This window comes from Roseobacter sp. MED193, assembly GCF_000152965.1.
In the GTDB taxonomy this organism is placed as follows: domain Bacteria; phylum Pseudomonadota; class Alphaproteobacteria; order Rhodobacterales; family Rhodobacteraceae; genus Pseudophaeobacter.
This window is the reverse complement of sequence record NZ_CH902583.1, coordinates 2,556,611-2,579,065: the sequence shown is the minus strand read 5'-3', so window position 1 is coordinate 2,579,065 and position 22,455 is coordinate 2,556,611. Positions and strand designations below refer to the sequence as shown.

The following is a 22,455-nucleotide window of genomic DNA, read 5'->3' as shown; positions in this document are numbered from 1 at the left end:
GCTCTGATTTGGTGGCCACAATCCCACAGGTCGATTCGGGCGGCAAGAGCAAGGGGCAAAGCTTTACGCTTCGCCCCCCTAGTTTTACTCAGATCATCCACCGGAAGCAGCCCATCACAGGCCCGCAGAAAGGCTTAGTAGAAATAGACCATGTTGTTCTGGATGATGATGCGCAGAGCATAGACAGAAATCAACACCACCAGCGGAGCCAGATCTATGCCGCTCATATTTGGCAGAATACGGCGTACCGGCGCGTATAGGGGCTCGAGAATGCGCTGTAGCATATACCAGATCTGGCTCACCAGTTGCTGTTGCAGGTTCAGCACTTGGAAATTGATCAGCCAGCTCATGATCACATGAGCAATGATAAAGAACCAGACGATGTCCAGGATCAGCAGCAGAATTTGGAACAGAGAGAGCATTCTTTACCTCTTTGGAATAGCAGCCCTACAGGTAAGCAGCCCTGTGCTTATGTGCAAGGCTTCCCCGAGGTTGCGGTTGACCATTGGTTAATCGGTGGCATGAGGGGCACAATGCGCAAAGAAAGAAATGCCGATGTTTCCCATTGTCCGCCTTATCAAAGACCTGCTGAAGGCCCGCCGAATGGCGCCCCTGAACCTCACCGAGACCCATGTCTCCAGCCATATCTGCTGGCCCTGGGATCTGGATTTCTGGCTGGAACTGAACAATGGTCGCGCCATGACGCTCTATGATCTGGGGCGCACCATGCTGGCGCAGCGGGTTGGCTTGATCGGCACCCTGCGCCAGAACCGCTGGGGCATGACGGTTGCTGGCTCCTCTGTGCGGTTTCGCCAGCGCATTCGCGGTTTTGAACGCTTCGAGATGCGCAGCCGGGCCGTGGCCTGGGATGATAAGTTCATCTACCTGGAACAAAGCATGTGGAAAAAGGACGGGGAATGCGCCAGCCATGTGATGCTGCGCACCGCCCTCACCGACAAAAACGGTATTGTGTCCCCTTCCCGCGTGCTCAAGGCGATGGGCCATCCTGATCTGCCCACCTTTGAAATGCCCGATTGGATTGACGCCTGGCGCGCGGCGGACGCGCAACGCCCATGGCCGCCCATGCAAGATCCCCTTGCCTAGGGGCCTAAGTGCCTGTCTTATCGCTGGTAACAAATAGGTGGGGACAGGCAGGAACACATGAGCAATATTTCAACGCGCAAGCGCATTTGGGGCTGGTGGTTCTTTGACTGGGCCAGCCAGCCCTATCACACGCTCTTGGTCACCTTTGTCTTTGGCCCCTTCTTTGCCGCCGTGGCGGCAAATTATTACTTGGGAGAGGGGCTGGAGCCCGAAGCCGCCAAGGCCCAAGCTCAGACCATGTGGTCAACGGGGATGACCATCATTGGATTGCTGATCGGCTTTGGCGCGCCCTTCATCGGTGCCCTGGCCGATATTTCTGGGCGTAAGCGGCCCTGGTTGTTGGGCTTTTCGCTGATGTATGTGCTTGGGGCCTGGGGGATCTGGTATTCGGATCCCGCCGGCAGCAACCTTTGGTGGATGCTGGTGACCTTTGGGTTTGGTTTCATTGGGGCGGAATTCGCCCTCATTTTTGCCAATTCGCAGCTGCCTAGCCTCGGAGAAAAGGATGACGTTGGTGCCATCTCTGGGTCCGGCTTTGCCTTTGGCTATCTGGGCGGGGTCTTGGCGCTGTTCATCATGCTGCTCTTCTTTGTTGAACAAGGCAGTGGCAAAACCCTTATCGGGTTAGATCCCATATTGGGGCTGGATGCGGAAACCCGCGAAGGCACCCGCGCGGTGGGACCGATAACCGCCCTGTGGTTCATCATTTTTATGATCCCCTATTATCTCTGGGTCAAAGATGGTCCCCGCACAGGCAAGCGTGGTACTTTAAGCCAAAGCGTCTCCTTGGTGGTCTCTTCGGTTAAGGCCCTGCGGCATCGCTCCAGCCTGGCCCACTACCTTGGTTCGTCCATGTTGTACCGGGATGCATTGAACGGGCTGTATAGCTTTGGCGGTGTCTATGCCGCGCTGGTCTTGGGCTGGCAAATCACCCTTATCGGTATCTTCGGAATCATCTCGGCTATTGCCGCTGCGGCCTTTAGCTGGGTCGGCGGCATGGCTGACAAACGTTATGGCCCCAAACCAGTTATCATCGCTGCGATTTTGGTGCTCACTCTGGTCTGCATCATCGTCGTCAATATGTCCCGCGAAACGCTGTTTGGTTTTGAATTGGCCGAGGGCTCCAAGCTGCCAGATGTGGTTTTCTTTGGCTGCGGTGTGCTGATCGGTGGTTTCGGCGGAATCTTGCAGGCCGCCAGCCGCAGCCTGATGGTGCGTCATACCAACCCTGCAAAGGCAACCGAGAGCTTTGGGCTCTATGGTTTGTCCGGGCGCGCCACCGCCTTTTTGGCGCCTGGGCTAATTTGGGTTGCCACAACCTGGACAGGTAGCGCACGATTGGGCATTAGCCCGGTGATCTTTCTGTTTATCCTCGGATTGATCGTCTTGTACCGGGTCAAGGCAGAAGGAGATCAGGTTTGAGACTGCTTGTAGCGAGTTTTTGTTTAGCCATTGTAGCGCTTGGTGGCGCCAGCGCCGCCACCCCGGCCAAGCAGCTTTTTGGTGCCAAGGATACAGGATCACAGCAGGCGCCTGCTCCCTATGGCTCCTATGCCAAGGGCTGCGTCGCCGGCGCGGTGCAGCTGCCGGAAACCGGGGCCACCTGGCAGGCCATGCGGCTCAGCCGGAACCGCAATTGGGGCCATCCCGAAACCATCGACTTTATCGAAAAGCTCAGCCAATTTGCTGCCCGCCAGCCTGGTTGGAACGGGCTTTATATTGGCGACATCAGCCAGCCTCGTGGTGGCCCAATGCTGTCAGGGCACCGCAGCCATCAGGTGGGGCTGGATATTGATATCTGGATGCGCCCGGCTGACAAGCTGACCTACAGTCGGGCCCAGCGCGAAAAGATCTCCTCCATCTCGATGCGGCGCAACAACGGCGCCTATGTGAATTCAGACTGGACCCGCGCCCATCACGAGATCATCAAGGCAGCCGCCCAGGACAAACGTGTGGCGCGAATCTTTGTGTTTCCCGGTGCCAAGGTACAAATGTGCAAAGACGCAAAGGGGGATCGACGCTGGCTGCGCAAGATCCGCCCCTGGTGGGGGCATCACTACCATTTCCATGTGCGCCTTGCCTGCCCCAAGGGATCGCAGGGCTGCGTCAATCAGGATCGCCCCCCTCGTGGTGACGGCTGTGATGCGGCCCAGAAATGGGTCGATGACATCCTGAACCCGCCCCCACCGCAACCCGTTGATCCAAATGCGCCAGCGCCGAAGCCGCGCCGGGAGTACACCCTGTCAGATCTGCCCAGGCAGTGCTCTGGCGTCTTGCAATCAAACTGAGCTGACCCAGAATGACGCCTTGGAAATTGGCCAGTTGGTTGACCGGTGGCCTCGTGCTGCTCAGCGGCCTGATTGCAGCGGCAGCTCTGGCAGCCAACCGACAGGCCGACCCCTTTGCGCGTGCACGAGCGGCACTGGAACAGGCGCAACCGGCGGGCAGCTACACCTGGCGGGCCAATCCCAAATGGTTCGGCGGTTTCTCCGGAATCGAGCTCTCAGCGGATGGGTCGCAAATGGTTGTCCTAAGCGACCGTGCCCATGTGGCCCGGGCCTATATCCATCGGCAGGACGGTGAGATTTCAGGGATCTCCCTACGCAGTGCCCAGCATTTGCGTTCCTCCAAAGGACAGCAGCTATTGGGGCGGATCATGGACAGCGAAGGCCTGGCCCTGGCGCCCGATGGCTCGCTGTTTATCTCCTTTGAAGGCCTGGCGCGCGTGGTCCACCACCAAACCGAGGCCAGCCGCGCCCGTGTGCTGCCCCGCCCCAATGATTTTCGCGGCTTGCCCTTGAACAAATCGCTTGAGGCCCTGGCGATTGACCCCCAGGGGCGGTTGTACACCCTGCCAGAAAACGCGCTGAACGCCGCCGGAGAAATCCCGGTCTGGCGCTGGAATGGCGCGCGGTGGAGCCAGCCCTTTGCTCTGCCCCGGCGGGGTGGATTTTTGCCGGTGGGCGCCGATTTTGGCCCTGACGGACGCTTCTATCTGCTGGAACGCAGTTTTGTCTTTATCGGCTTTCGCAGCCGGTTGCGGCGTTGGGACATCACCGATCAGGGCGCGGTGAATGAGGTCACCCTGCTGGAGAGCAGCACCGGGGTGCATGACAATCTCGAAGGTCTTTCGGTCTGGCGCGATCCCAAGGGAACCCTGCGCGCCACCATGGTATCTGATGATAACTTCAAAGCTCTGCAACGTACCGAACTGGTGGAATACACCCTGCCAGACTAGTCAGGACCTCAGGATACTTCTCTTACAGCCACACTGGAAGCCCAGTCGGAAAGCCCACCTTAGTATCCCCTGAGAGTGGCCTGAAAGATTTTGAATCTCCGAGCGATCTCCTGCACAATCGTTTTGTCGCTGAATACTCGAAACGCCAATGCGCAAAGGAACGTCAAAGCAAAAGAGGCGAGAAAGAAGCCTGCAAAGGCATACCCTTCGCCGGAATTGTCAAACATGAGCTTCGGAATCGAAACTCCTACAAAAGCGATCGGAAAGGCCATTACCGCAGACCAGAGCAGTGACCTATTGCCAATCAACCCAATTGCCAACCAAGAAAGAACAACATCCCTGCAAACGTTTGCCACGCTTGATAATCCATAAACTCCATAATAAAATTCTTCGGTTTCCCGGTCAGTTCTCACCTTGTTTAGTAGTCTTTTTCCGTGTTCCAACGAGATAGGGTCAACCAAAAACTGTTCAAGACACTCAACCGCAAATGATCCAAGTAAACACCACAGGAAGACCTGGCCCACATTCTTCAAAATCATAATTTTCCTTCACTTCACCTTCTCCAAGAGCGCCAACTTGCACAAGCAACCTTTGCAACCGCAACCCTCTCCCGTTGAGCCCACCTTGCAATGATAAGCAAGACTTTCTCGTCTGCAATCATAGAGCGCTGCCCGGCCCAACGGGAGCGGCAGATTCTTTGAAGGTGGTGGTCCAGGCGGGAGCCGCCGCTTTCGCAGCTCCGCTAGGTTCTTCGATGCTTCAAAACACTTGCCAAGTGTCTCCAACACAGCTAGATGAGCGCGTCTTCCGCACAAGATGCGGAACAAGTCGCCGCGACCTTGTATAAAAAACGGAACTGAAAAATGAATCGTTCTCATCTACCTGGCATTCTTGCCATGGCTGCCGTTGTGGTGGCCTCCAATATCCTGGTGCAATTCTTGTTTGGCCAATGGCTGACCTGGGGCGCCTTTACCTACCCAATCGCCTTTCTCATCACCGATGTGATGAACCGCGTTTACGGCGCCGGACCTGCCCGCCGCGTGGTTTTTGTGGGCTTTGTGGTGGGCGTCATCTGCTCACTCATTGGCACTCAGATCATGGGTGAATTTGGCCCGCTTGTGACCCTGCGCATCGCGCTTGGCTCTGGTCTCGCCTTCCTTACCGCGCAGCTGCTTGACGTGTCGATCTTTGCCGCCCTACGTGAGGGCAAATGGTGGCGCGCGCCGCTGGCCTCAACTCTGGTTGGTTCCTCAGTGGATACGGCCATCTTCTTTACCATCGCCTTTTCTGGTGCGCTGACCTGGGTCGAACCCGGCAATGACGTCTCCTGGGCCACCGAAATGCTGCCACTCTTGGGCGCAGGCCCCATGGCGCCACTCTGGGTGTCGCTGGCAGTGGCCGACTGGCTGGTGAAACTCTCGCTGGCGCTGCTGGCGCTGGTGCCTTTCCGCATGATCGTCACCCGCCTGACAGCCAAACCTGCCTAACACCTACGTCAATACAACAGTTCCGGCAAAAGGCCGTGGTCCAGCGGACTGCGGCCTTTTCCATTTGCGCCAGCCGCGCTACATGCGGCCCATGCTCCATATCAACAACGATATCGCACTCCAGGATTGGGAACTCTCGGAAAGCTTCATGCGCGCTTCGGGTCCCGGTGGGCAGAACGTGAACAAGGTGGCCACAGCCGTCGAGCTGCGGTTTGAGGCTGCCCGCAGCCCCGCGCTCACCCCCGCAGTGAAAGCGCGGCTCAAACGGCTGGCTGGTCGGCGCTGGACCAAAGAGGGCGCGATTCTGATGCAATGCGACGAAACCCGCTCGCAGCTGCGCAACCGCGAGCTGGTGCGCGAACGCTTAGCCGAGCTCATTCGCAAGGCCTTGGTAGCGCCAAAGCGTCGTATAGCGACCAAACCAACGCGCGGGTCCGTCAAACGGCGACTGGAGAGCAAAAAGCAACGCAGCAGCCTCAAATCGACGCGAGGAAAAATCACGCCAGAAGGCTCCTAGCGATTGCACCTCGCCACGGGCTTGGCCATGTTTGCTGTAAATGACTTTTGAGGGAGAACATTATGCGGCTTGCAGGAAAATGCGCAATTGTAACAGGTGGAGCCTCTGGTTTTGGGCTTGGCATCGTTGATAAATTTCTAGCCGAAGGAGCCCGGGTGATGATCGCCGACATCAATGGCGACGGTGCCGCTGCCCTGGCGGCTGAGCGCGGTGACGCCGCGCATGCCCAGCAGGTCGACGTTGGCCATGCCGCCTCAGTCAGCGCCATGGCGGAGGCCGCGATAGAAGCGTTTGGTCAGGTCGACATATTGATCAACAATGCTGGCGTCACCCATCTGCCCACCCCGTTGGACGAAGTGAGCGAGGAAGATTTTGACCGCGTCTTCAACGTCAATATGAAGTCGGTCTATCTGACAGCCCGCGCTTTGGTGCCGCATATGAAGGCAAATGGCAGCGGCGCCATTCTCAACGTGGCCTCCACCGCCGGGGTTTCGCCGCGCCCTAATCTGAACTGGTACAATGCCTCCAAGGGCTGGATGATCACCGCAACCAAGGCCATGGCGGTCGAGCTGGCCCCCAAGGGCATTCGCGTCAATGCCATCAACCCGGTGGCCGGCGAGACCCCGCTGCTGAAGTCCTTTATGGGAGAAGACACACCAGAGGTGCGCGCCAAGTTCATCTCAACCATCCCGATCGGGCGCTTTTCGACGCCAGAAGACATGGGCAATGCCGCCTGCTATCTGTGCTCAGACGAGGCCAGCATGGTCACCGGGGTTGCCATGGAAGTGGACGGGGGCCGCTGCATATGAAGACGGTAAATCTAGCCGAGAAACTGGCGCTCTTTGACAGCCATTGGGACCCAAAGGTAGTGGCTGACTACAACGACAACGAGATAATGGTGGTCAAATTCCAGGGCGCCTTCCCGTTTCACCTGCACGAGAACACCGATGATTTCTTTCTGGTGCTTGAAGGCGAAATGGTCATGGATATCGAAGGAGGGGCCGCACATCCCGTGCGCACTGGTGAGCTGTTTGTCGTGCCCAAAGGTGTCACCCATCGCCCCCGCGCCGAGCATGAATGTAAGGTCTTGCTCATTGAACCAAAAGGAGAGCCCAATTCCGGCGACCCTGCTACGGCGGCGGCAAAAAATCGAATTTGACGCTCTCCCTCTGTGCTCTGTGCTTCCGGCGCAACCTGTTTGCGCCGGATCAAAGACCCCACTGGAAACGACTCTAAAAGGAAGGGGCGCATTTGCCCCGCCGCACGTTTTGAAACAGGACACTCCACATGACTCCAGGTGCCAAGAACCTCATCACCGATGTGCCCGGCCTGATGGTCGGCAATGCCAGTGATGCCGACTTGAAATCCGGCACGACAGTCTTGTTGGCTGCCAAGCCTCTAACCGCTTCAGTGCATGTGATGGGCGGCGCGCCGGGAACGCGCGAGACGGATCTGCTGGCGCCGGATAAATCCGTCGCAAAGATCGACGCGCTGGTCCTATCTGGAGGCTCCGCCTTTGGGCTGGATGCCTGTTCCGGCGTGGTAGATGGGCTGCGCGCCCAGGGACGCGGCTTTGCCTTGGGACCAGCAATCATTCCGCTGGTGCCTGGTGCGATCCTGTTTGATCTGTTGAATGGTGGCAACAAGGATTGGGTCGATAATCCCTATCGCGCCCTCGGCCGCGCTGCGTTTGAAGCGGCTTCTGATGATTTTGCCCTTGGCAGCCACGGTGCTGGAACCGGAGCGCTGACAGCGATGCTTAAGGGGGGCTTGGGCTCTGCCTCCTTCGTGCTGGAAAACGGCGTCACTGTGGGGGCACTGGTGGCCGCCAATCCCATGGGCAGTGTCACCACACCTGGGGATCGCCATTTCTGGGCTGCACCTTTTGAGGTCGATGGCGAATTTGGCGGTGCGGGACCAGACAGCGCAGTGGGCTTGGGGCGCAACCTCGATAGCCGCAAAATGCAGGCCATGCGCGCTCTCGCAGCGGGTGAAGATCTGCCCACTGAGCGCGGCAATACCACCATTGCCATTGTGGCCACCGATGCCGCCCTGACCAAGGCCGAATGCCAGCGCATGGCCACTGCCGCCCATGACGGTATTGGCCGCGCCACCGTTCCGGCTCATGCGCCAGGAGACGGCGATTTGGTGTTTGCCGCCAGCACTGGTACGCGGGTTCTGGCCTCCCCCGAAGCTGAACTGGGCCAAATTGGCCATGCCGCCGCCCTGTGCCTCAGCCGCGCTATTGCGCGCGCTGTATATAGTGCCCGGCCAGCAGAGAAGGATCTGCTGCCATGTTGGAGCGCAATCCAAACCTAACCCCCCTCCCATGCGGCAGTTTCGCCCGTTGACACTGTCGGCCAACAAGCGCCGTATTCCATCAGCCAACTCAAAACTGGAGCAAGCATATGAAACCCGTCCTGACTGCAGCCCTTCTTAGCCTTCTGGCTGCCCCCGCCTTTGCCGAGGGCGATGCCGCAAAAGGCCAAAAACTCTTTAACAAATGCAAATCCTGCCACACCATCGTCACCGACACCGGTGAAAAGATCGTCAAAGGCGGCAAAACCGGTCCCAACCTCTGGGGTGTTGTCGGCCGTACAGCTGGCACCTATGAAGGCTTCAGATATGGCAAGGATCTGGTTGCCGCCGGCGAAGGTGGCTTGGTTTGGGATCTTGAGAGTTTTACCGCCTATACTCAGGACCCGCGCGGCTTCCTGCGGAGCCATTTGGACAACAGCAAAGCCAAGTCCAAAATGTCCTTCAAGCTGAAAAAAGGGGCTGAAGACATCTATGCTTTCCTGGCTCAGTTCAGCCCAGTTGCGGAAGAGCCTGCAGAGGACGATGCTGCTGAAGCAACTGAGACCAGCGAACAGCCCGCTTCCGAGTAAACGGCCCTTGCAGTCCGGCTCTTTGCCCTAGGGAGCGAAACGGGCAGGCATATCGGACTGCCTGAAACTTGAGCATCAAAGGCCGTGACCTCAGGGGCGCGGCCTTTCGCGTAGTTGCTTTGCTAGGCGACCCGCGTTAGCCATTGCTGGCTGCGCGACGACGGCAAGACGATTATGGATCCGAAATGCCCCATATGATCCCGGCCTGGGTGAACGGCGAACTGACACCGGTGGAGAAGCTCCTGGCACACGAACAGGGGCTAAAGCACAAGGCTGTCTCGGTGTTTGTGGTCAAAGGCGTCAAGATCTTGATGCAACGTCGGGCTTTAGGAAAATATCACACGCCCGGCCTTTGGGCCAATACCTGCTGCACCCATCCCATGTGGGAAGAGGCCTCCTCTGCCTGTGCCGTGCGCCGCATGGAAGAGGAACTGGGCCTCAAAGGTCTATATCCTGAGTTTCGCCATCAGCTGGAATACAGGGCCGATGTGGGTCACGGCATGGTGGAACATGAGGTCGTCGATGTCTTTCTTGCTCATGCCCATCGTCCACTCACCCCCGTCGCCAACCCGGATGAGGTGATGGAAACCCGCTGGATGGACTACCATGACCTTTTGGCTGAGGTGCAACGCCACCCCGAACGGTTTACGCCCTGGCTCAAGATCTATCTTCACAAATATGCCGATATCATCTTTGGTCCTGACCTGATTATCGCCTCCAAAACCTGATCTCAGCAGTGGCATTTTGCCCTTGGCAACAAGGCCACGATCTGGCCCGTTTCTCCTTGCCCTTAGGACGGTCCATATGGTTTTGTGCCCCCAAATAATGGGAGGCACACGTATCATGTCAGTTCTTATTGCAGGCGGCGGTATCGCCGGGCTCAGCCTGGGTCTGACATTGCACCAGATCGGTGTTCCCTTTCATATCTACGAATCCGCTGCGCAATTGCGCCCGATGGGCGTGGGCATCAATCTGCAGCCCAATGCCGTACGGGAGCTGTTTGACCTCGGACTAGAGGCCGAATTGGAACGGATCGGCATCCGTACCCGGCAGCTGGGTTTCTATTCCAAATTCGGAAAGACCATCTGGGAAGAGCCGCGTGGCTTGGAGGCCGGATACGCCTGGCCGCAATACTCGGTCCATCGCGGTGCTTTGCAGATGATGCTATATCATGCGCTGGTGGCACGGGCGGGCGCTGATTGTATCACCACTGATGCGCGCGCTGTTGGTTTTGATCAAACAGCAAGCGGGGCAGACCTGATTTTGGCAGATGGGTCTCGCAAGAGCGGCACATTGGTTCTGGCAGCAGATGGCATCCACTCCGCCCTGCGCCAGCAGATGTACCCGGATGAGGGTGCCCCGATCTGGAATGGTCGCATCCTGTGGCGTGCGACCACCAAAGGCGCGCCCTGGAAGGGAGGGGCTTCCATGGCGATGATCGGTCATGACAGCCTGCGCATGGTCGCTTACCCAATCTCCCGTCCTGATGCCGAGGGGCTGGCGACCCTCAACTGGATTGCCGAGAAGAGCTTTGATCCCACCAGTCCCTGGAAGAAAGAGGATTGGAACCGCGCCGCCGACATCAACGATTTCATCGGCGACTTCGAGGACTGGAAATTCGACTGGATTGATGTACCTGGCCTAATCCATGGCGCTGAGGTGGTTTACGAATACCCCATGGTTGATCGTGATCCTTTGCCGCAGTGGGGTTTTGGCGCTGTGACACTGATGGGAGATGCAGCCCACCCAACCTACCCTGTTGGCTCAAACGGAGCCAGCCAGGCGATTCTCGATGCACGGGTCATTGGCGCGAGCATGCTGTCCCACGGTGTCACCCCAAAAGCACTTGCAGCCTATGAAACCGAGGTCCGCCCCCTAGCCACTGGCATTGGTCAGACCAACCGCGCAGGCAAAGGGCCAGATGCGGTGTTGCAACAGGTCGAAGATCTCTGCGGCGGTGAGTTTACCAGCATCGATGATGTGATCCCCAGTGGCGACCTCGCCGCTCATGCCGCGCGCTATAAATCCATCTCAGGGTTTTCCATAGAAGATCTGAATGCCCGCCCAGAAACAATCAAAGCCGGTGCCAGACTAACCGGTTAAAGGTGGGGGGCTCCCGCCCGTCATCAGGCCCTTTTGGGCCCTCTTCCCGTTGGGCCTGGCGCCGTGCTGGCGCACGACGGTGGTCCTGTACCCACTCCGGTTAATTTGCGCGAAACTGCGCCGCGCGCAAGCGCGGCGCCGGGCCCAAGGCCGCCAGGGTCACACGGCGCCAGCCGATGCCCCGCGGGCGCGGGAGCTCCCGCTTTGCCCTTGATGACCTTGGCGTCGCAGCGCCGATCCTGAACTGCGATGACGATGTCAAATACCTATGACTGCCTGAACTGCGCGCTGCCAACGCGCATAGGCCATATTGCGCTGCTCTGGCGCCATCTGCGGCGTAAACTTGTGATCCAGCGCCCAGGTCGCTGCAAACCCGGCTTGGTCAGGATAGATCCCGGCCTGCATGCCAGCCAGCCAGCCAGCCCCCAATACTGTCGTCTCCTGCATCTTCGGACGATCCACTGCGGCACCAAGCAGATCAGACAAGCTCTGCATCGTCCAGTCGCTGGCGCTCATGCCGCCATCAACCCGCAGGGTGACATGAGTTTCCTCGGGCCAATCCGCCCGCATCGCCTCCCAAAGATCCCGCGTCTGATAGGCGACGCTTTGCAGAGCCGCGCGGGCCATTTCCGCCGGGCCGGAGCCCCGCGTCAGGCCAAAGACGGCGCCACGGCATTCGGGCTGCCAATAGGGCGCACCCAGACCCGTAAACGCAGGTACCAAAAGTACATCCTGTTCGGGGTCTGCTGCGCGCGCCAAAGCGCCCGACTGGGCCGCATCCTCCAGAATACCCAATCCATCCCGCAACCACTGCACCGCTGCACCGGCGATAAAGATCGACCCCTCCAATGCATAGGTGGGCTGGCCCTTCAGCTGATAGGCCACAGTGGTCAGCAGACGATTGTTTGAGACAACCGGTGTGTCGCCGGTGTTCAACAGGGCAAAACAGCCAGTTCCATAGGTGGATTTCATCATTCCCGGTTCAAAACAGGCCTGCCCGATAGTCGCCGCCTGTTGATCGCCGGCAACGCCGAGAATGGGCACCGCAGCGCCGAGGATTTCAGGCTGGGTCGTGCCAAACTCCGCCGCGCAATCCTTGACTTGAGGCAACATCTCCATCGGCACCTTGAGCACCCGGCAAATCTCTTCGCTCCAAGCGCCTGCACGAATATCATAAAGCATGGTGCGCGAGGCATTGGTTGCATCCGTCACATGCGAAGCCCCCCCGGTCAGCCGCCAGATCAGAAAACTGTCGATGGTACCAAACAGAAGCTCCCCCTGTGCAGCCCGCGCGCGAGCCCCCGGTTGCTGATCCAGGATCCAGCTGACCTTGGTGCCTGAGAAATAGGGATCCAGCAGCAGCCCTGTCTTGTAGCGGATCATCTCCTCATGCCCCTCAGCACGCAGAGCCTCGCATATTTCAACGGTCCGACGATCCTGCCAAACGATCGCTTTGTGGATCGGCTTACCACTGTCTTTTTCCCAAACAGCGGTGGTTTCGCGCTGATTGGTAATGCCGATCCCTGCAAGATCAGCGGCTGTAAGGCCCCGTTCTGCCAGCACTTTGCGGCAGGTCTCTACAACGCTCTCCCAGATCTCTTCCAAGTCGTGCTCAACCCAGCCCGCCTTGGGGAAATACTGGGGAAACTCCCGCTGTGCCGTGCCAACGGCCTGCATATCTGCGTCAAACAACACCGCACGTGTCGACGTGGTGCCCTGGTCGATTGCCAGAATATATGTCATGTCCCGCCCCTGTGATGAATCTCCTCAGAGCGGGACTTTAGCCGCTAGATGTTACCGCTGCCAGTCCTGACTAAAGTATTAGTTTAAAAACCGGATCACACAGCGATATTGTCAATCAGTCGGACACCTTCGATCCAGGCTGCAACAAACAAACGTGCTGGCTCCCGGGCCAGCTCCGTGGCACTTAAATCCTCGGCAGAGCAGAGCGACAGATATTCCAGCTCGTCAAATCCTGCCGCCAGGATCGCAACCTCCGATTGCTGTTTTAGATCCGCAAAGGCACCGCCCGCGGACAACTCTCCAGCCAGAGAAGTCAAGATTGGGTACAGTGCCCCGGCCTTGCTGACCCCCTCAGCCGACAACCGCATATTGCGTGAGGACATCGCCAAACCCGAAGCTTCGCGCACAGTTGGACAGCCCACCACCTCAATCGGGATATCCAGATCGCGCGCCATGCGCCGGACCACCAGAAGCTGCTGATAGTCCTTTTCACCAAAGAACGCCTGGTGCGCCCCGGTTTGCAGAAACAGCTTGGCCACAACTGTGGCGACCCCGTCAAAGTGGCCCGGGCGGCTTGCCCCCTCCATCTGATCTGCCACCCCGGTCACAGAGACAGTGCTGGCAAAGCCATCGGGATAGATCTGTTCCGGGTCCGGCACATAGATCACATCCACATCATAGGGCGCCAGTTTGATAGCATCCTCATGTTCAGTCCGGGGATAATTGGCCAGATCTTCCGGGTTGTTGAACTGCTTGGGATTGACAAAAATCGTCACAATCACCCGGTCACAGGCTGCCTTGGCGGCGTCAACCAGGGACAAGTGACCGGCATGCAGCGCCCCCATTGTGGGCACCACAGCGACACGTTCTCCAGCGCGAATCCAGTCACTATGCTTGGCTCGCAGCTCCGCGAGTTGGCGAATAATCGGGGCAGTCATGTTGGATTTACCCTTTTGCAGGTGTTATCTGGTCAGCGAATATATGTTCAGCAGCAGGAAACTCCCGCGCGCGGACCTCGGCTGCATAGGCAGCGATGGCGGCTTTGGCATCAACGCCCAGCGCGCCGTAGCGTTTCACGAATTTTGGTTTGAAGGCAGTAAACAGGCCCAGCATGTCATCCACCACCAGGACCTGGCCATCACAGCCTGCTGAGGCGCCAATGCCAATGGTAGGGATTGGCACTTCAGCCGTGATCTCATCCGCCAATTTTTGTGGCACTTTCTCCAGCACCACCGCAAAGGCCCCGGCCTCTGCCACTGCCTGGGCCCCTGCGAGCACAGTTGCACCAGCGTCATCACGGCCCTGCACCTTGTAACCGCCCAAAGTGTTGATCGACTGCGGTGTCAGCCCAACATGGGCCATCACCGGAATACCACGCTCCACGAGAAAACGGATCGTCGGCGCCATCTCGACGCCGCCCTCCAGCTTGACTGCCGCCGCATTGGCTTCCCGCATCAGGCGAGCCGCGTTGCCAAAGGCCTGTTCTGGGCTCTCTTCGTAAGAGCCAAAGGGCATATCAATCACCAACATGGCCCGGTTCAGCCCCCGCGCAACCGCCGCACCGTGGAGAATCATCATCTCCATGGTAACTCCCAACGTCGAAGAAAGCCCGTGCAACACCATGCCAACACTGTCACCGACCAAAACAAAGTCACAATGTTCATCCATCATCTGCGCCATTGGCGTGGTATAGGCCGTCAGGCTGACAATTGGCGTTTTGCCCTTCTGCGCAAGGATATCGCTCGCAGTAATGGCCGTGGTCTTTGAGGTCGCGCTCATGGTTTTCCCTAGGTTTGTACGGGTTGCGCACGGCTAACAACTAACGCGGCGCACTTCCAGAGGGCGAAATGTCTCGCAGCCCTTGATTACCCAGCGGAAAACGGGAAACCTTGGCGCTAAGGCCCCGGCAACAGGGGATCAAACGCAACAAGGGAATTGAGAAATGACATTCAGATCAATCATCTTTGCCGCCAGTTCGACCCTGGCTTTGATGGCCGGTGCCGCTTTTGCCAAGGATTCCGTTACCATCGGTCTTCAACTGGAGCCCCCCCATCTTGATCCTACCAGTGCCGCAGCCGGTGCCATTGATCAGGTGCTTTACTCTAACGTCTTTGAGGGTCTGACCCGGTTTATGGGCGATGGATCGGTTGTCCCCGGCCTGGCCAAAAGCTGGGAAATCTCCGAAGATGGGCTAACCTATACCTTCCATCTGAACAGCGGCGTCACCTTTCATGATGGTACCACCATGGATGCCGATGACGTGAAATTCTCGTTGGACCGCGCCCGCGCTGAGGACAGCACCAACGCACAAAAAGCCCTCTACGCTGATATCGCCAGCGTCGAGGTCATTGATCCCGCGACAGTCAAGCTTACCCTCAGCAAACCAAACGGCAATATGCTGTTCAACCTGGCCTGGGGGGATGCTGTCATCGTGGCACCCGAAAGCATTGATGACATCAAGACCTCCCCCGTGGGCACCGGCGCGTTCAAATTCGCAAACTGGGTGCAGGGCGACCGCATCACCCTGGAAAAGAACGCAGATTATTGGGGCACACCCGCGGTGCTGAACAGCGCGACGTTTAAATTCATCTCCGACCCGACCGCCGCCTTTGCTGCGGTGATGGCCGAAGATGTGGATGCCTTTTCCGGCTTCCCGGCGCCGGAAAACCTGCCACAGTTTGAGGCCGATCCGCGCTTTCAGGTGCTGGTCGGCTCGACCGAGGGGGAAACCATCCTGTCGACCAACAACAAACAGGCGCCCTTTGATGATGTGCGCGTGCGCGAGGCCCTGGCCCATGCCATCGACCGTCAGGCCATCATTGATGGTGCCATGTTTGGCTATGGCACCCCGATTGGCACCCACTTTGCGCCGCATAACCCCGCCTATAAGGATCTGACTGGCGGCTCGGCCTATGACCCCGAACGCGCCAAGGCGCTGCTGGCGGAGGCAGGCCTGGCGGACGGCTTTGAAACCACTTTGCACCTGCCGCCGCCCTCTTACGCGCGTCGCGGTGGCGAGATCATCGCAGCGCAGCTGGCCCAGGTCGGCATCAAGGCTGAGATCATCAATGTGGAATGGGCTCAGTGGCTTGAAACCGTGTTCCGCGGCAAGGATTTTGGCCTGACAATCGTCAGCCATACCGAGCCCATGGACATCGGCATCTATGCGCGCCCCGACTACTATTTCCAGTATGACAACTCTGGCTTCCAGGATCTGATGACCACCCTGAATGGCACCACCGATCCCGACAAGCGCATGGCGCTGCTACAGGAAGCCCAGGAGACCATCGCCAAGGACTATGTGAACGGCTACCTGTTCCAGCTGGCCTCGCTCGGCGTCGCCAAGGCCGATCTGCAGGGGCTTTGGGCCAATGCGCCAACCCAGGCCACCGACCTGACCGCCGTCAGCTGGGCTGAGTAAACCATCAACACCTCGCCGGGCGCGACAGAGCTTTGCGCCCGGCAGAGTCACCTCTTTTCAGGACACATTCGATGATTGATCTCTATCCGGCCGGCAGTCGCCCCAGCCGCAAAGCCCCGGCCCAGTGGTTCACCGGCGAGGTTTGGATGGATCCGATCATCACAGCCCCTGCACCCGCCCGTATCAATGCACTGCGCGTCAGCTTTGCCCCTGGTGCGCGCACCGCCTGGCATACCCATCCCCTGGGTCAGACCCTGAACATCATCAGCGGGCTGGGACTGGTTGGACTGCGCAATGAAGCCCCCCGCGAGATGCGCCCTGGCGATACCATCTGGATCCCGCCAGGGGTGGAACACTGGCATGGTGCCGCGCCCGAAACCGCCATGGTGCACCTTGCCCTGCAGGAAGAGCAGGATGGGTCGGCCGCCGCGTGGCTGGAACATGTCTCCGACGCCGACTATCTGCCTAGCACAGACGATAGCGCCTGAAACAGATGCTACGCTATGCTCTGAAACGTGGGTTTTCGCTGATAATCAGCCTCGCCGTTGCCTCGCTTGTCATCTTCTTCGTGATTGAAATCGCGCCCGGAGATCCCGCCTCTTTTATGCTTGGCATCAATGCCGAGCCCGATACCGTGGCCGCCCTGCGCGCCGAGCTGGGGCTGGATCAGGGCAAGTTGCAGCGCTACCTCGCCTGGGTTGGCGGCATGCTGCAGGGGGATTTTGGTATGTCCTATACCTATCGCACCCCTGTCGCGGGCATGATTGCCGACCGCATGTGGGTCTCGCTGCCGCTGGCGCTCTATGCGCTGGCGCTATCAACGCTGATCGCCTTTCCAGCCGGTATCTACGCGGCGGCGCGGCGCGGCAAGGCAGGCGATATGGCCGTAATGGGCGCAACCCAGCTGGGCGTTGCGGTGCCCAATTTCTGGTTTGCTATGATCCTGGTGCTGGTCTTTGCCATCAACCTACGCTGGTTTGGCGCGGGTGGCTTTGCCGGATGGGATGACGGGCTTGGCACAGCCCTGCATTCGCTGACTCTGCCCGCCATCGCCCTGGCCCTGCCACAGGCGGCCATCCTGGCCCGTGTCATGCGCTCCGCCCTGCTGGATATTCTGGGCGAGGATTTCATGCGCACCGCCCGTGCCAAGGGGCTCACCCGTCGGCAAGCATTGTGGCGCCACGGGCTGCGCAATGCGATGATTCCGGTGCTCACCATCATCGGCCTGCAGTTTTCCTTTTTGCTGGCCGGGGCCATCATCATCGAACAGGTGTTTTTCCTACCCGGACTGGGGCGGTTGGTGTTTCAGGCGATTTCCTCGCGTGATCTGATCGTGGTGGAATCGGTGGTGATGATACTGGTCTTTGCGGTGATCACTGTGAACTTTCTGGTCGATCTGGCCTATGCGCTGGTCGACCCCCGGCTGAGGAGCCGCACATGAGACTGGTCAATCGATACGCCATTGGTCCGGCCAAGCCGGACTGCGCCCGACCCTCCCCACGGGAGGGCGCTTTGCACCCACCCAGGGTCAGGCGCAGTCCTAGCGTCCAATCAGCAAAGGCACATCCATGACCCGCAACCTCATCCTCGGCACAGGGCTGTCCTCATTGGTGGTTCTGGCGGCGCTTGTCTCCTTCATCTGGACGCCTTTTGATCACACGGCGATGGATATCCCGGCCAAACTACAGCAGCCCAATGGCACCCATTGGCTGGGCACCGATCACTTTGGCCGCGATATTTTTTCGATGATCATGGTCGGAGCGCGGACCTCTATCGCCGTGGCCCTGGTGGCCGTGGGTATCGGCATGGGGCTAGGCGTGCCGTTGGGGCTGGCCGCCGCCGCCAACAAGGGCAGCTGGCTGGACGAGATCATTATGCGCGGCAATGATCTGGTCTTTGCCTTTCCATCCCTGGTAATCGCCATTCTGATCACTGCCATCTTTGGCGCTGGCGCCATAAACGCCATTGCCGCCATCGGCATCTTCAACATTCCCGTCTTTGCCCGCATTACCCGGGGCGCGGCGCTGTCGCTCTGGGAGCGAGAGTTCATCCTCGCGGCGCGGGTTGCAGGCAAAGGTGCCGCACGTATTTCCGGCGAGCACATCCTGCCCAATATCGCCAACCTGCTGATCGTGCAGGGCACCATCCAGTTCTCGCTGGGGATCCTGGCCGAGGCAGGGCTGTCCTACGTGGGTCTGGGTGCACAGCCCCCCACTCCCAGCTGGGGTCGGATGCTGGCAGATGCCCAAACCATGGTCAGCTTTGCGCCGCATCTTGCCCTTATTCCCGGTTCCGCAATCGTGATCACTGTGCTGGGGCTGAACCTAATGGGCGACGGTCTCCGCGACTGGTTGGACCCAAAATTGAGGCTGGCGCGCTGATGACCCTGCTTGATATAACCAATCTGTCGCTGCGGATCGGCACCCACGAGATCCTCAAAGAGGTCTCTCTGTCGGTAGAGGCAGGCGAGATTGTCGCCATCACCGGCGAAAGCGGCTCTGGCAAATCAATGACCGCATTTTCTGCCATGGGATTGCTACCTGAAACAGCGACGACATCAGGTGGGATCAGCCTCTCTGGAACCGATCTTTTGGCACAAAGCGAGGCCCAGATGTGCGACTTGCGCGGGCAGGCCATTGGCATGGTGTTTCAAGAACCGATGACAGCGCTCAACCCGGTCAAAACCATCGGCGATCAGGTGATGGAGACCATCCTAATTCACAAGGCATTGCCGCCGGATCAGGCCCGCGCCCGCGCCCGCGAATTGCTGGACCGTGTCGGCTTGTCTGCTGATCGCTTCCCCCTTGGCCGCTTCCCGCATGAGCTGTCTGGCGGGCAACGGCAAAGGGTCGTGATTGCCATGGCCATCGCTCTGCGCCCCAAGCTCTTGATCGCCGATGAACCCACCACGGCGCTGGATGTCACCACTCAGGCACAAATTCTGGAACTGCTGCGTGACCTGGTGCGTGAATTTGACATGGGGCTGATGATCATCACCCACGATCTGGCAGTCGTCGCCGATCTCGCTGATCGCATTGTCGTCATGCGCCACGGAGAAGTCGTGGAAACAGGCGCAACGCAGACGCTATTGCACAATATGCAGCATCCCTACACCAAGATGTTGTTTGCCGCTTCCAACCATCAGGTGACCCTGCCAGAGCCCCCAGCGCCTAGCCCGCTTCTAGAGGTCAAGGGCGCTGTGCGGGACTATCCCCTGCCCCGCAAGAACCTGTTTGCAAAACCCGAGCATTTTCGCGCCGTCAAGGATGTCTCCTTTACTCTCTATCGGGGGGAGCGCCTGGGACTGGTGGGGGAGTCGGGATGTGGAAAATCGACCCTAACGCGGGCGATTCTGGGGCTAGAGCCACTTCAGAGTGGTGAAATCTGCCTAGATGGAATGGCGATCACCACCACCCAGAACCCGGAAATTCGCCGCCGAATGCAGGTAGTGTTTCAAGACCCCTTTGGCAGTTTTAATCCGCGTCACCGGGTTGACCGATTGATCACCGAACCCTTTTACACCTTGATCGCCCCCCCCACAGGCTCTGCTCGCAGCGACCTCATTGCCGAGACCCTGCGCGCGGTTGGGCTGCAGCCAGAAGATGCCCAAAAATATGTGCATCAGTTTTCCGGAGGCCAGCGCCAGCGCATCGCCATTGCCCGCGCGCTCATAACCCGCCCCGAACTGATCTTGTTTGACGAGGCAGTCTCAGCGCTGGATGTTTCGGTACGGGCGCAGATACTGGACCTGCTGGCAGACCTCTGTGAGGCCTATGGCCTCAGCTATCTCTTCATCAGCCACGACCTGAGCGTCGTGCGCACCATCACCGACCGCTGTCTGGTGATGCAAAAAGGCGAGATCGTTGAGGCAGCTGCCACCGAAGAGATTTTTGCCACCCCCAAACACCCCTATACCCGCGCGCTGATCGCAGCGGCGCCGCAGCTGCCAGAGCTTGATCAGGGGGTCGCGTGATGGTCTCGCTTTCCTTGATTCTGCCGCGTCAGCAGACGATCTTTGCCTCGGTGCTCGCCCCCTATTTCCACGAAGTCGCCCCAGGCGCTCCAATCGATCCGGCCAAACGCGCCGAGCAGATGTTGAACCGCAAAGACGTGACAGCCTTTTGGATACATCAGGCCCGGGCGCGTATTGGCTTTGCCCTGGTTTTGAATCTGCCCGATGATCGTCGTGAGCTGTCAGAGTTTCTGATCGTGCCGCAATATCGGCGCCAGGGCTACGGACGAGAGGCGGCCAGCCTGATCCTACAAGAGTTTCCAGGGCGCTGGCGCATGGGCATCTCTCAACAGTCACCGCAGGCCGCCGCCTTTTGGGGCACGTGCCTCAGCCTGGTGCCAGGCCTAAGCGCCCTGCAAACCGGGGCGCCGTTTACCGAACATCAGACCAAAAGCTATACCTTCGACATTGCAGGACCCGAAAATGCCTAATCCCAAAACAGATAATGCGACGCCAATTTGGTTCGATCCCAGCCTGTGCCTGATTGGCGGTAACTGGCTGCCTGCACAGAGCGGCCAAACCCTGCCGCTGGTAGATCCTTCAGATGGCAGCGACCTGTGCCAGATCGCGCGCGGGGGGAGCGCAGATATTGACGCCGCAGTTCAGGCCGCCGAAGCGGCTCTCTCTGGGGGGTGGGGCCGGATGACCGCGCTGGAACGTGGCCGTATTCTGACCCGTATTGGCCAGCTGGTACTGGAACGGGTCGACGATCTGGCGGCACTGGAAGTCCGTGACGTGGGTAAACCTCTGACCCAGGCGCGGGCAGATGCAATAGCGCTGGCTCGTTACTGCGAATTCTACGGCGGCGCAGCGGATAAGGTGCATGGTGAGACCATCCCCTATCTGGATGGATATACGGTCTATACCCTGCGAGAACCGCATGGTGTCACAGGCCACATCGTGCCTTGGAATTACCCGATGCAGATCATTGGCCGCTCCGTTGGGGCGGCGCTGGCCATGGGCAATGCCTGTGTGCTTAAACCCGCCGAAGAAGCCTGCCTGACAGCGCTGGCCTTTGCCCATATCGCGCAGGAGGCCGGATTGCCAGCCGGTGCCCTGAATGTGGTGCCTGGCATCGGCGCCGAGGCGGGCGCAGCATTGACCGCTCACACCGGCGTGCATCACATTTCCTTCACGGGATCTGTGGCCACCGGAGCCCTGGTACAGCAAGCGGCAGGCAAGAACGTTGTACCCGTCACTCTGGAACTGGGCGGCAAATCCCCGCAGTTGGTCTTTGACGATGCTGACCTGGATGCGGCTCTGCCCTTTCTGGTCAATGCCGGCATTCAAAACGCAGGTCAAACCTGCTCTGCCTCTTCGCGTATTCTGGTACATCGAACTGTCTATCAGCAGGTCAAGTCCCGGATGTCAGAGGCCTATGCTGCACTCACGGTGGGCCCCGCTGCCGAGGATCTGCGGCTTGGGCCATTGATCTCCAATCGACAAAAAGAGCTCGTCGAAGGATTTCTTGCCAAAGGTGCAGACCTTGATATCGCAGCCCAGGGGAAGCTGGTTGATCACGCGCCAGCGCAGGGTGCCTATGTGCGTCCAACGCTCTTTGCAGATGTGCCCGCTGATCACATACTGGCGCAGGAAGAAATCTTTGGTCCGGTTCAGGTTCTTATCCCCTTCGACACTGAGGAGGAAGCGTTGAAAATCGCCAACTCAACCGCGTTTGGCCTGGTCGCAAGCGTCTGGACCCGGGATGGGGCCCGACAGATGCGTTTGGCCAAGAAACTACGCGCAGGACAGGTCTTTTTGAACAACTACGGTGCCGGTGGAGGTGTCGAACTGCCCTTTGGTGGTGTGGGGAAATCAGGCCATGGGCGCGAAAAAGGGTTTGAGGCGCTTTATGGATTTTCGCAACTCAAAACTGTCGCAGCGCATCACGGTTGAGAGGGATGAGGGGCTCTGCCCCCGGGATACGTCTAGCCAAATGAAT

General features: G+C 58.9%; 24 protein-coding genes. 19 read left to right on the top strand and 5 right to left on the bottom strand.

The annotated features are described in order from the left end of the window. Positions 1-134 precede the first annotated feature (134 nt). Positions 135-422 carry a YggT family protein gene (locus tag MED193_RS14735; protein ID WP_009810539.1) on the bottom strand — a complete coding sequence of 96 codons (288 nt, stop codon included), beginning with the start codon at positions 420-422 and terminating at the stop codon, positions 135-137. Between the two features lie 133 nt (positions 423-555). Between MED193_RS14735 and MED193_RS14730 the strand changes: the two genes are divergently transcribed. The 4 genes from MED193_RS14730 to MED193_RS14715 are packed head-to-tail and all read left to right on the top strand — an operon-like array spanning position 556 to position 4,342. Next, complete coding sequence (locus MED193_RS14730) at positions 556-1,104, top strand: acyl-CoA thioesterase (protein WP_009810538.1); 549 nt, start codon at positions 556-558, stop codon at positions 1,102-1,104. 57 nt (positions 1,105-1,161) lie between these two features. Continuing rightward, positions 1,162-2,526, top strand: a complete 1,365-nt coding sequence (locus MED193_RS14725; protein ID WP_009810537.1) for an MFS transporter — start codon at positions 1,162-1,164, stop codon at positions 2,524-2,526. 29 nt (positions 2,527-2,555) lie between these two features. Then, complete coding sequence (gene mepA, locus MED193_RS14720; RefSeq protein ID WP_254655500.1) at positions 2,556-3,392, top strand: penicillin-insensitive murein endopeptidase; 837 nt, start codon at positions 2,556-2,558, stop codon at positions 3,390-3,392. 11 nt (positions 3,393-3,403) lie between these two features. After that, positions 3,404-4,342, top strand: a complete 939-nt coding sequence (locus MED193_RS14715; protein WP_009810535.1) for an esterase-like activity of phytase family protein — start codon at positions 3,404-3,406, stop codon at positions 4,340-4,342. 59 nt (positions 4,343-4,401) lie between these two features. Here MED193_RS14715 and MED193_RS14710 read toward each other — a convergent pair whose 3' ends face one another. Then, positions 4,402-4,881: a hypothetical protein gene (locus tag MED193_RS14710; RefSeq protein WP_009810534.1), complete on the bottom strand. Its 480-nt coding sequence runs from the start codon at positions 4,879-4,881 to the stop codon at positions 4,402-4,404. 324 nt (positions 4,882-5,205) lie between these two features. Between MED193_RS14710 and MED193_RS14705 the strand changes: the two genes are divergently transcribed. The 8 genes from MED193_RS14705 (at position 5,206) to MED193_RS14670 (ending at position 11,337) form a co-directional block, all read left to right on the top strand. Next, the gene (locus MED193_RS14705; protein ID WP_009810533.1) at positions 5,206-5,829 is read left to right on the top strand and encodes a queuosine precursor transporter; all 624 of its coding nucleotides are present in this window, start codon (positions 5,206-5,208) and stop codon (positions 5,827-5,829) included. Positions 5,830-5,920: 91 nt separating this feature from the next. Further along, complete coding sequence (gene arfB / locus MED193_RS14700; RefSeq protein ID WP_039966229.1) at positions 5,921-6,346, top strand: alternative ribosome rescue aminoacyl-tRNA hydrolase ArfB; 426 nt, start codon at positions 5,921-5,923, stop codon at positions 6,344-6,346. Positions 6,347-6,408: 62 nt separating this feature from the next. Next, entirely contained in the window at positions 6,409-7,155 is a 747-nt protein-coding gene (locus MED193_RS14695) for an SDR family oxidoreductase (RefSeq protein WP_009810531.1), read from the top strand. Beyond that, positions 7,152-7,505: a cupin domain-containing protein gene (locus MED193_RS14690; protein WP_009810530.1), complete on the top strand. Its 354-nt coding sequence runs from the start codon at positions 7,152-7,154 to the stop codon at positions 7,503-7,505. The genes MED193_RS14695 and MED193_RS14690 overlap by 4 nt, the downstream gene beginning before the upstream one ends. A gap of 128 nt (positions 7,506-7,633) precedes the next feature. Further along, on the top strand, positions 7,634-8,665 hold the full coding sequence (locus tag MED193_RS14685; RefSeq protein ID WP_009810529.1) for a P1 family peptidase: 1,032 nt from the start codon (positions 7,634-7,636) through the stop codon (positions 8,663-8,665). An 89-nt stretch (positions 8,666-8,754) separates the two neighbouring features. Further along, the gene (locus MED193_RS14680; protein ID WP_009810528.1) at positions 8,755-9,234 is read left to right on the top strand and encodes a cytochrome c family protein; all 480 of its coding nucleotides are present in this window, start codon (positions 8,755-8,757) and stop codon (positions 9,232-9,234) included. Positions 9,235-9,419: 185 nt separating this feature from the next. Further along, positions 9,420-9,962, top strand: coding sequence for an isopentenyl-diphosphate Delta-isomerase (gene idi / locus MED193_RS14675; protein WP_009810527.1), 543 nt, complete (start codon positions 9,420-9,422; stop codon positions 9,960-9,962). A gap of 115 nt (positions 9,963-10,077) precedes the next feature. After that, on the top strand, positions 10,078-11,337 hold the full coding sequence (locus MED193_RS14670; RefSeq protein WP_009810526.1) for a flavin-dependent oxidoreductase: 1,260 nt from the start codon (positions 10,078-10,080) through the stop codon (positions 11,335-11,337). A 258-nt stretch (positions 11,338-11,595) separates the two neighbouring features. Here MED193_RS14670 and glpK read toward each other — a convergent pair whose 3' ends face one another. The 3 genes from glpK to panB form a co-directional block, all read right to left on the bottom strand. Further along, positions 11,596-13,080: a glycerol kinase GlpK gene (glpK, locus tag MED193_RS14665; protein ID WP_009810525.1), complete on the bottom strand. Its 1,485-nt coding sequence runs from the start codon at positions 13,078-13,080 to the stop codon at positions 11,596-11,598. Between the two features lie 95 nt (positions 13,081-13,175). Next, positions 13,176-14,018, bottom strand: a complete 843-nt coding sequence (panC, locus tag MED193_RS14660) for a pantoate--beta-alanine ligase (protein WP_009810524.1) — start codon at positions 14,016-14,018, stop codon at positions 13,176-13,178. A 7-nt stretch (positions 14,019-14,025) separates the two neighbouring features. Further along, on the bottom strand, positions 14,026-14,859 hold the full coding sequence (panB, locus tag MED193_RS14655) for a 3-methyl-2-oxobutanoate hydroxymethyltransferase (protein WP_009810523.1): 834 nt from the start codon (positions 14,857-14,859) through the stop codon (positions 14,026-14,028). Between the two features lie 163 nt (positions 14,860-15,022). Here panB and MED193_RS14650 point away from each other — a divergent pair, with 163 nt between their 5' ends. From MED193_RS14650 to MED193_RS14620, 7 genes are all read left to right on the top strand, one after another. Next, complete coding sequence (locus MED193_RS14650) at positions 15,023-16,501, top strand: ABC transporter substrate-binding protein (RefSeq protein ID WP_009810522.1); 1,479 nt, start codon at positions 15,023-15,025, stop codon at positions 16,499-16,501. A gap of 71 nt (positions 16,502-16,572) precedes the next feature. After that, the gene (locus tag MED193_RS14645) at positions 16,573-16,989 is read left to right on the top strand and encodes a cupin domain-containing protein (RefSeq protein WP_009810521.1); all 417 of its coding nucleotides are present in this window, start codon (positions 16,573-16,575) and stop codon (positions 16,987-16,989) included. Between the two features lie 5 nt (positions 16,990-16,994). Further along, positions 16,995-17,942 carry an ABC transporter permease gene (locus tag MED193_RS14640; RefSeq protein ID WP_009810520.1) on the top strand — a complete coding sequence of 316 codons (948 nt, stop codon included), beginning with the start codon at positions 16,995-16,997 and terminating at the stop codon, positions 17,940-17,942. A 127-nt stretch (positions 17,943-18,069) separates the two neighbouring features. Further along, entirely contained in the window at positions 18,070-18,882 is an 813-nt protein-coding gene (locus tag MED193_RS14635) for an ABC transporter permease (protein WP_009810519.1), read from the top strand. Further along, entirely contained in the window at positions 18,882-20,474 is a 1,593-nt protein-coding gene (locus MED193_RS14630; protein WP_009810518.1) for an ABC transporter ATP-binding protein, read from the top strand. The genes MED193_RS14635 and MED193_RS14630 overlap by 1 nt, the downstream gene beginning before the upstream one ends. Beyond that, complete coding sequence (locus MED193_RS14625) at positions 20,474-20,944, top strand: GNAT family N-acetyltransferase (RefSeq protein WP_009810517.1); 471 nt, start codon at positions 20,474-20,476, stop codon at positions 20,942-20,944. Before MED193_RS14630 ends, MED193_RS14625 begins: the two co-directional genes overlap by 1 nt. Then, the gene (locus tag MED193_RS14620; protein ID WP_009810516.1) at positions 20,937-22,409 is read left to right on the top strand and encodes an aldehyde dehydrogenase family protein; all 1,473 of its coding nucleotides are present in this window, start codon (positions 20,937-20,939) and stop codon (positions 22,407-22,409) included. The genes MED193_RS14625 and MED193_RS14620 overlap by 8 nt, the downstream gene beginning before the upstream one ends. Positions 22,410-22,455: the final 46 nt, after the last annotated feature.

Excerpts from the sequence above, each read along its gene's own strand:
- MED193_RS14735 (WP_009810539.1), bottom strand. The coding sequence starts at position 422 with ATGCTCTCTCTGTTCCAAATTCTGCTGCTGATCCTGGACATCGTCTGG.
- MED193_RS14730 (WP_009810538.1), top strand. The coding sequence starts at position 556 with ATGTTTCCCATTGTCCGCCTTATCAAAGACCTGCTGAAGGCCCGCCGA.
- MED193_RS14725 (WP_009810537.1), top strand. The coding sequence starts at position 1,162 with ATGAGCAATATTTCAACGCGCAAGCGCATTTGGGGCTGGTGGTTCTTT.
- MED193_RS14715 (WP_009810535.1), top strand. The coding sequence starts at position 3,404 with ATGACGCCTTGGAAATTGGCCAGTTGGTTGACCGGTGGCCTCGTGCTG.
- MED193_RS14710 (WP_009810534.1), bottom strand. The coding sequence starts at position 4,881 with ATGATTTTGAAGAATGTGGGCCAGGTCTTCCTGTGGTGTTTACTTGGA.
- MED193_RS14705 (WP_009810533.1), top strand. The coding sequence starts at position 5,206 with ATGAATCGTTCTCATCTACCTGGCATTCTTGCCATGGCTGCCGTTGTG.
- arfB (WP_039966229.1), top strand. The coding sequence starts at position 5,921 with ATGCTCCATATCAACAACGATATCGCACTCCAGGATTGGGAACTCTCG.
- MED193_RS14695 (WP_009810531.1), top strand. The coding sequence starts at position 6,409 with ATGCGGCTTGCAGGAAAATGCGCAATTGTAACAGGTGGAGCCTCTGGT.
- MED193_RS14690 (WP_009810530.1), top strand. The coding sequence starts at position 7,152 with ATGAAGACGGTAAATCTAGCCGAGAAACTGGCGCTCTTTGACAGCCAT.
- MED193_RS14685 (WP_009810529.1), top strand. The coding sequence starts at position 7,634 with ATGACTCCAGGTGCCAAGAACCTCATCACCGATGTGCCCGGCCTGATG.
- MED193_RS14680 (WP_009810528.1), top strand. The coding sequence starts at position 8,755 with ATGAAACCCGTCCTGACTGCAGCCCTTCTTAGCCTTCTGGCTGCCCCC.
- idi (WP_009810527.1), top strand. The coding sequence starts at position 9,420 with ATGCCCCATATGATCCCGGCCTGGGTGAACGGCGAACTGACACCGGTG.
- MED193_RS14670 (WP_009810526.1), top strand. The coding sequence starts at position 10,078 with ATGTCAGTTCTTATTGCAGGCGGCGGTATCGCCGGGCTCAGCCTGGGT.
- glpK (WP_009810525.1), bottom strand. The coding sequence starts at position 13,080 with ATGACATATATTCTGGCAATCGACCAGGGCACCACGTCGACACGTGCG.
- panC (WP_009810524.1), bottom strand. The coding sequence starts at position 14,018 with ATGACTGCCCCGATTATTCGCCAACTCGCGGAGCTGCGAGCCAAGCAT.
- panB (WP_009810523.1), bottom strand. The coding sequence starts at position 14,859 with ATGAGCGCGACCTCAAAGACCACGGCCATTACTGCGAGCGATATCCTT.
- MED193_RS14650 (WP_009810522.1), top strand. The coding sequence starts at position 15,023 with ATGACATTCAGATCAATCATCTTTGCCGCCAGTTCGACCCTGGCTTTG.
- MED193_RS14645 (WP_009810521.1), top strand. The coding sequence starts at position 16,573 with ATGATTGATCTCTATCCGGCCGGCAGTCGCCCCAGCCGCAAAGCCCCG.
- MED193_RS14640 (WP_009810520.1), top strand. The coding sequence starts at position 16,995 with ATGCTACGCTATGCTCTGAAACGTGGGTTTTCGCTGATAATCAGCCTC.
- MED193_RS14635 (WP_009810519.1), top strand. The coding sequence starts at position 18,070 with ATGACCCGCAACCTCATCCTCGGCACAGGGCTGTCCTCATTGGTGGTT.
- MED193_RS14630 (WP_009810518.1), top strand. The coding sequence starts at position 18,882 with ATGACCCTGCTTGATATAACCAATCTGTCGCTGCGGATCGGCACCCAC.
- MED193_RS14625 (WP_009810517.1), top strand. The coding sequence starts at position 20,474 with ATGGTCTCGCTTTCCTTGATTCTGCCGCGTCAGCAGACGATCTTTGCC.
- MED193_RS14620 (WP_009810516.1), top strand. The coding sequence starts at position 20,937 with ATGCCTAATCCCAAAACAGATAATGCGACGCCAATTTGGTTCGATCCC.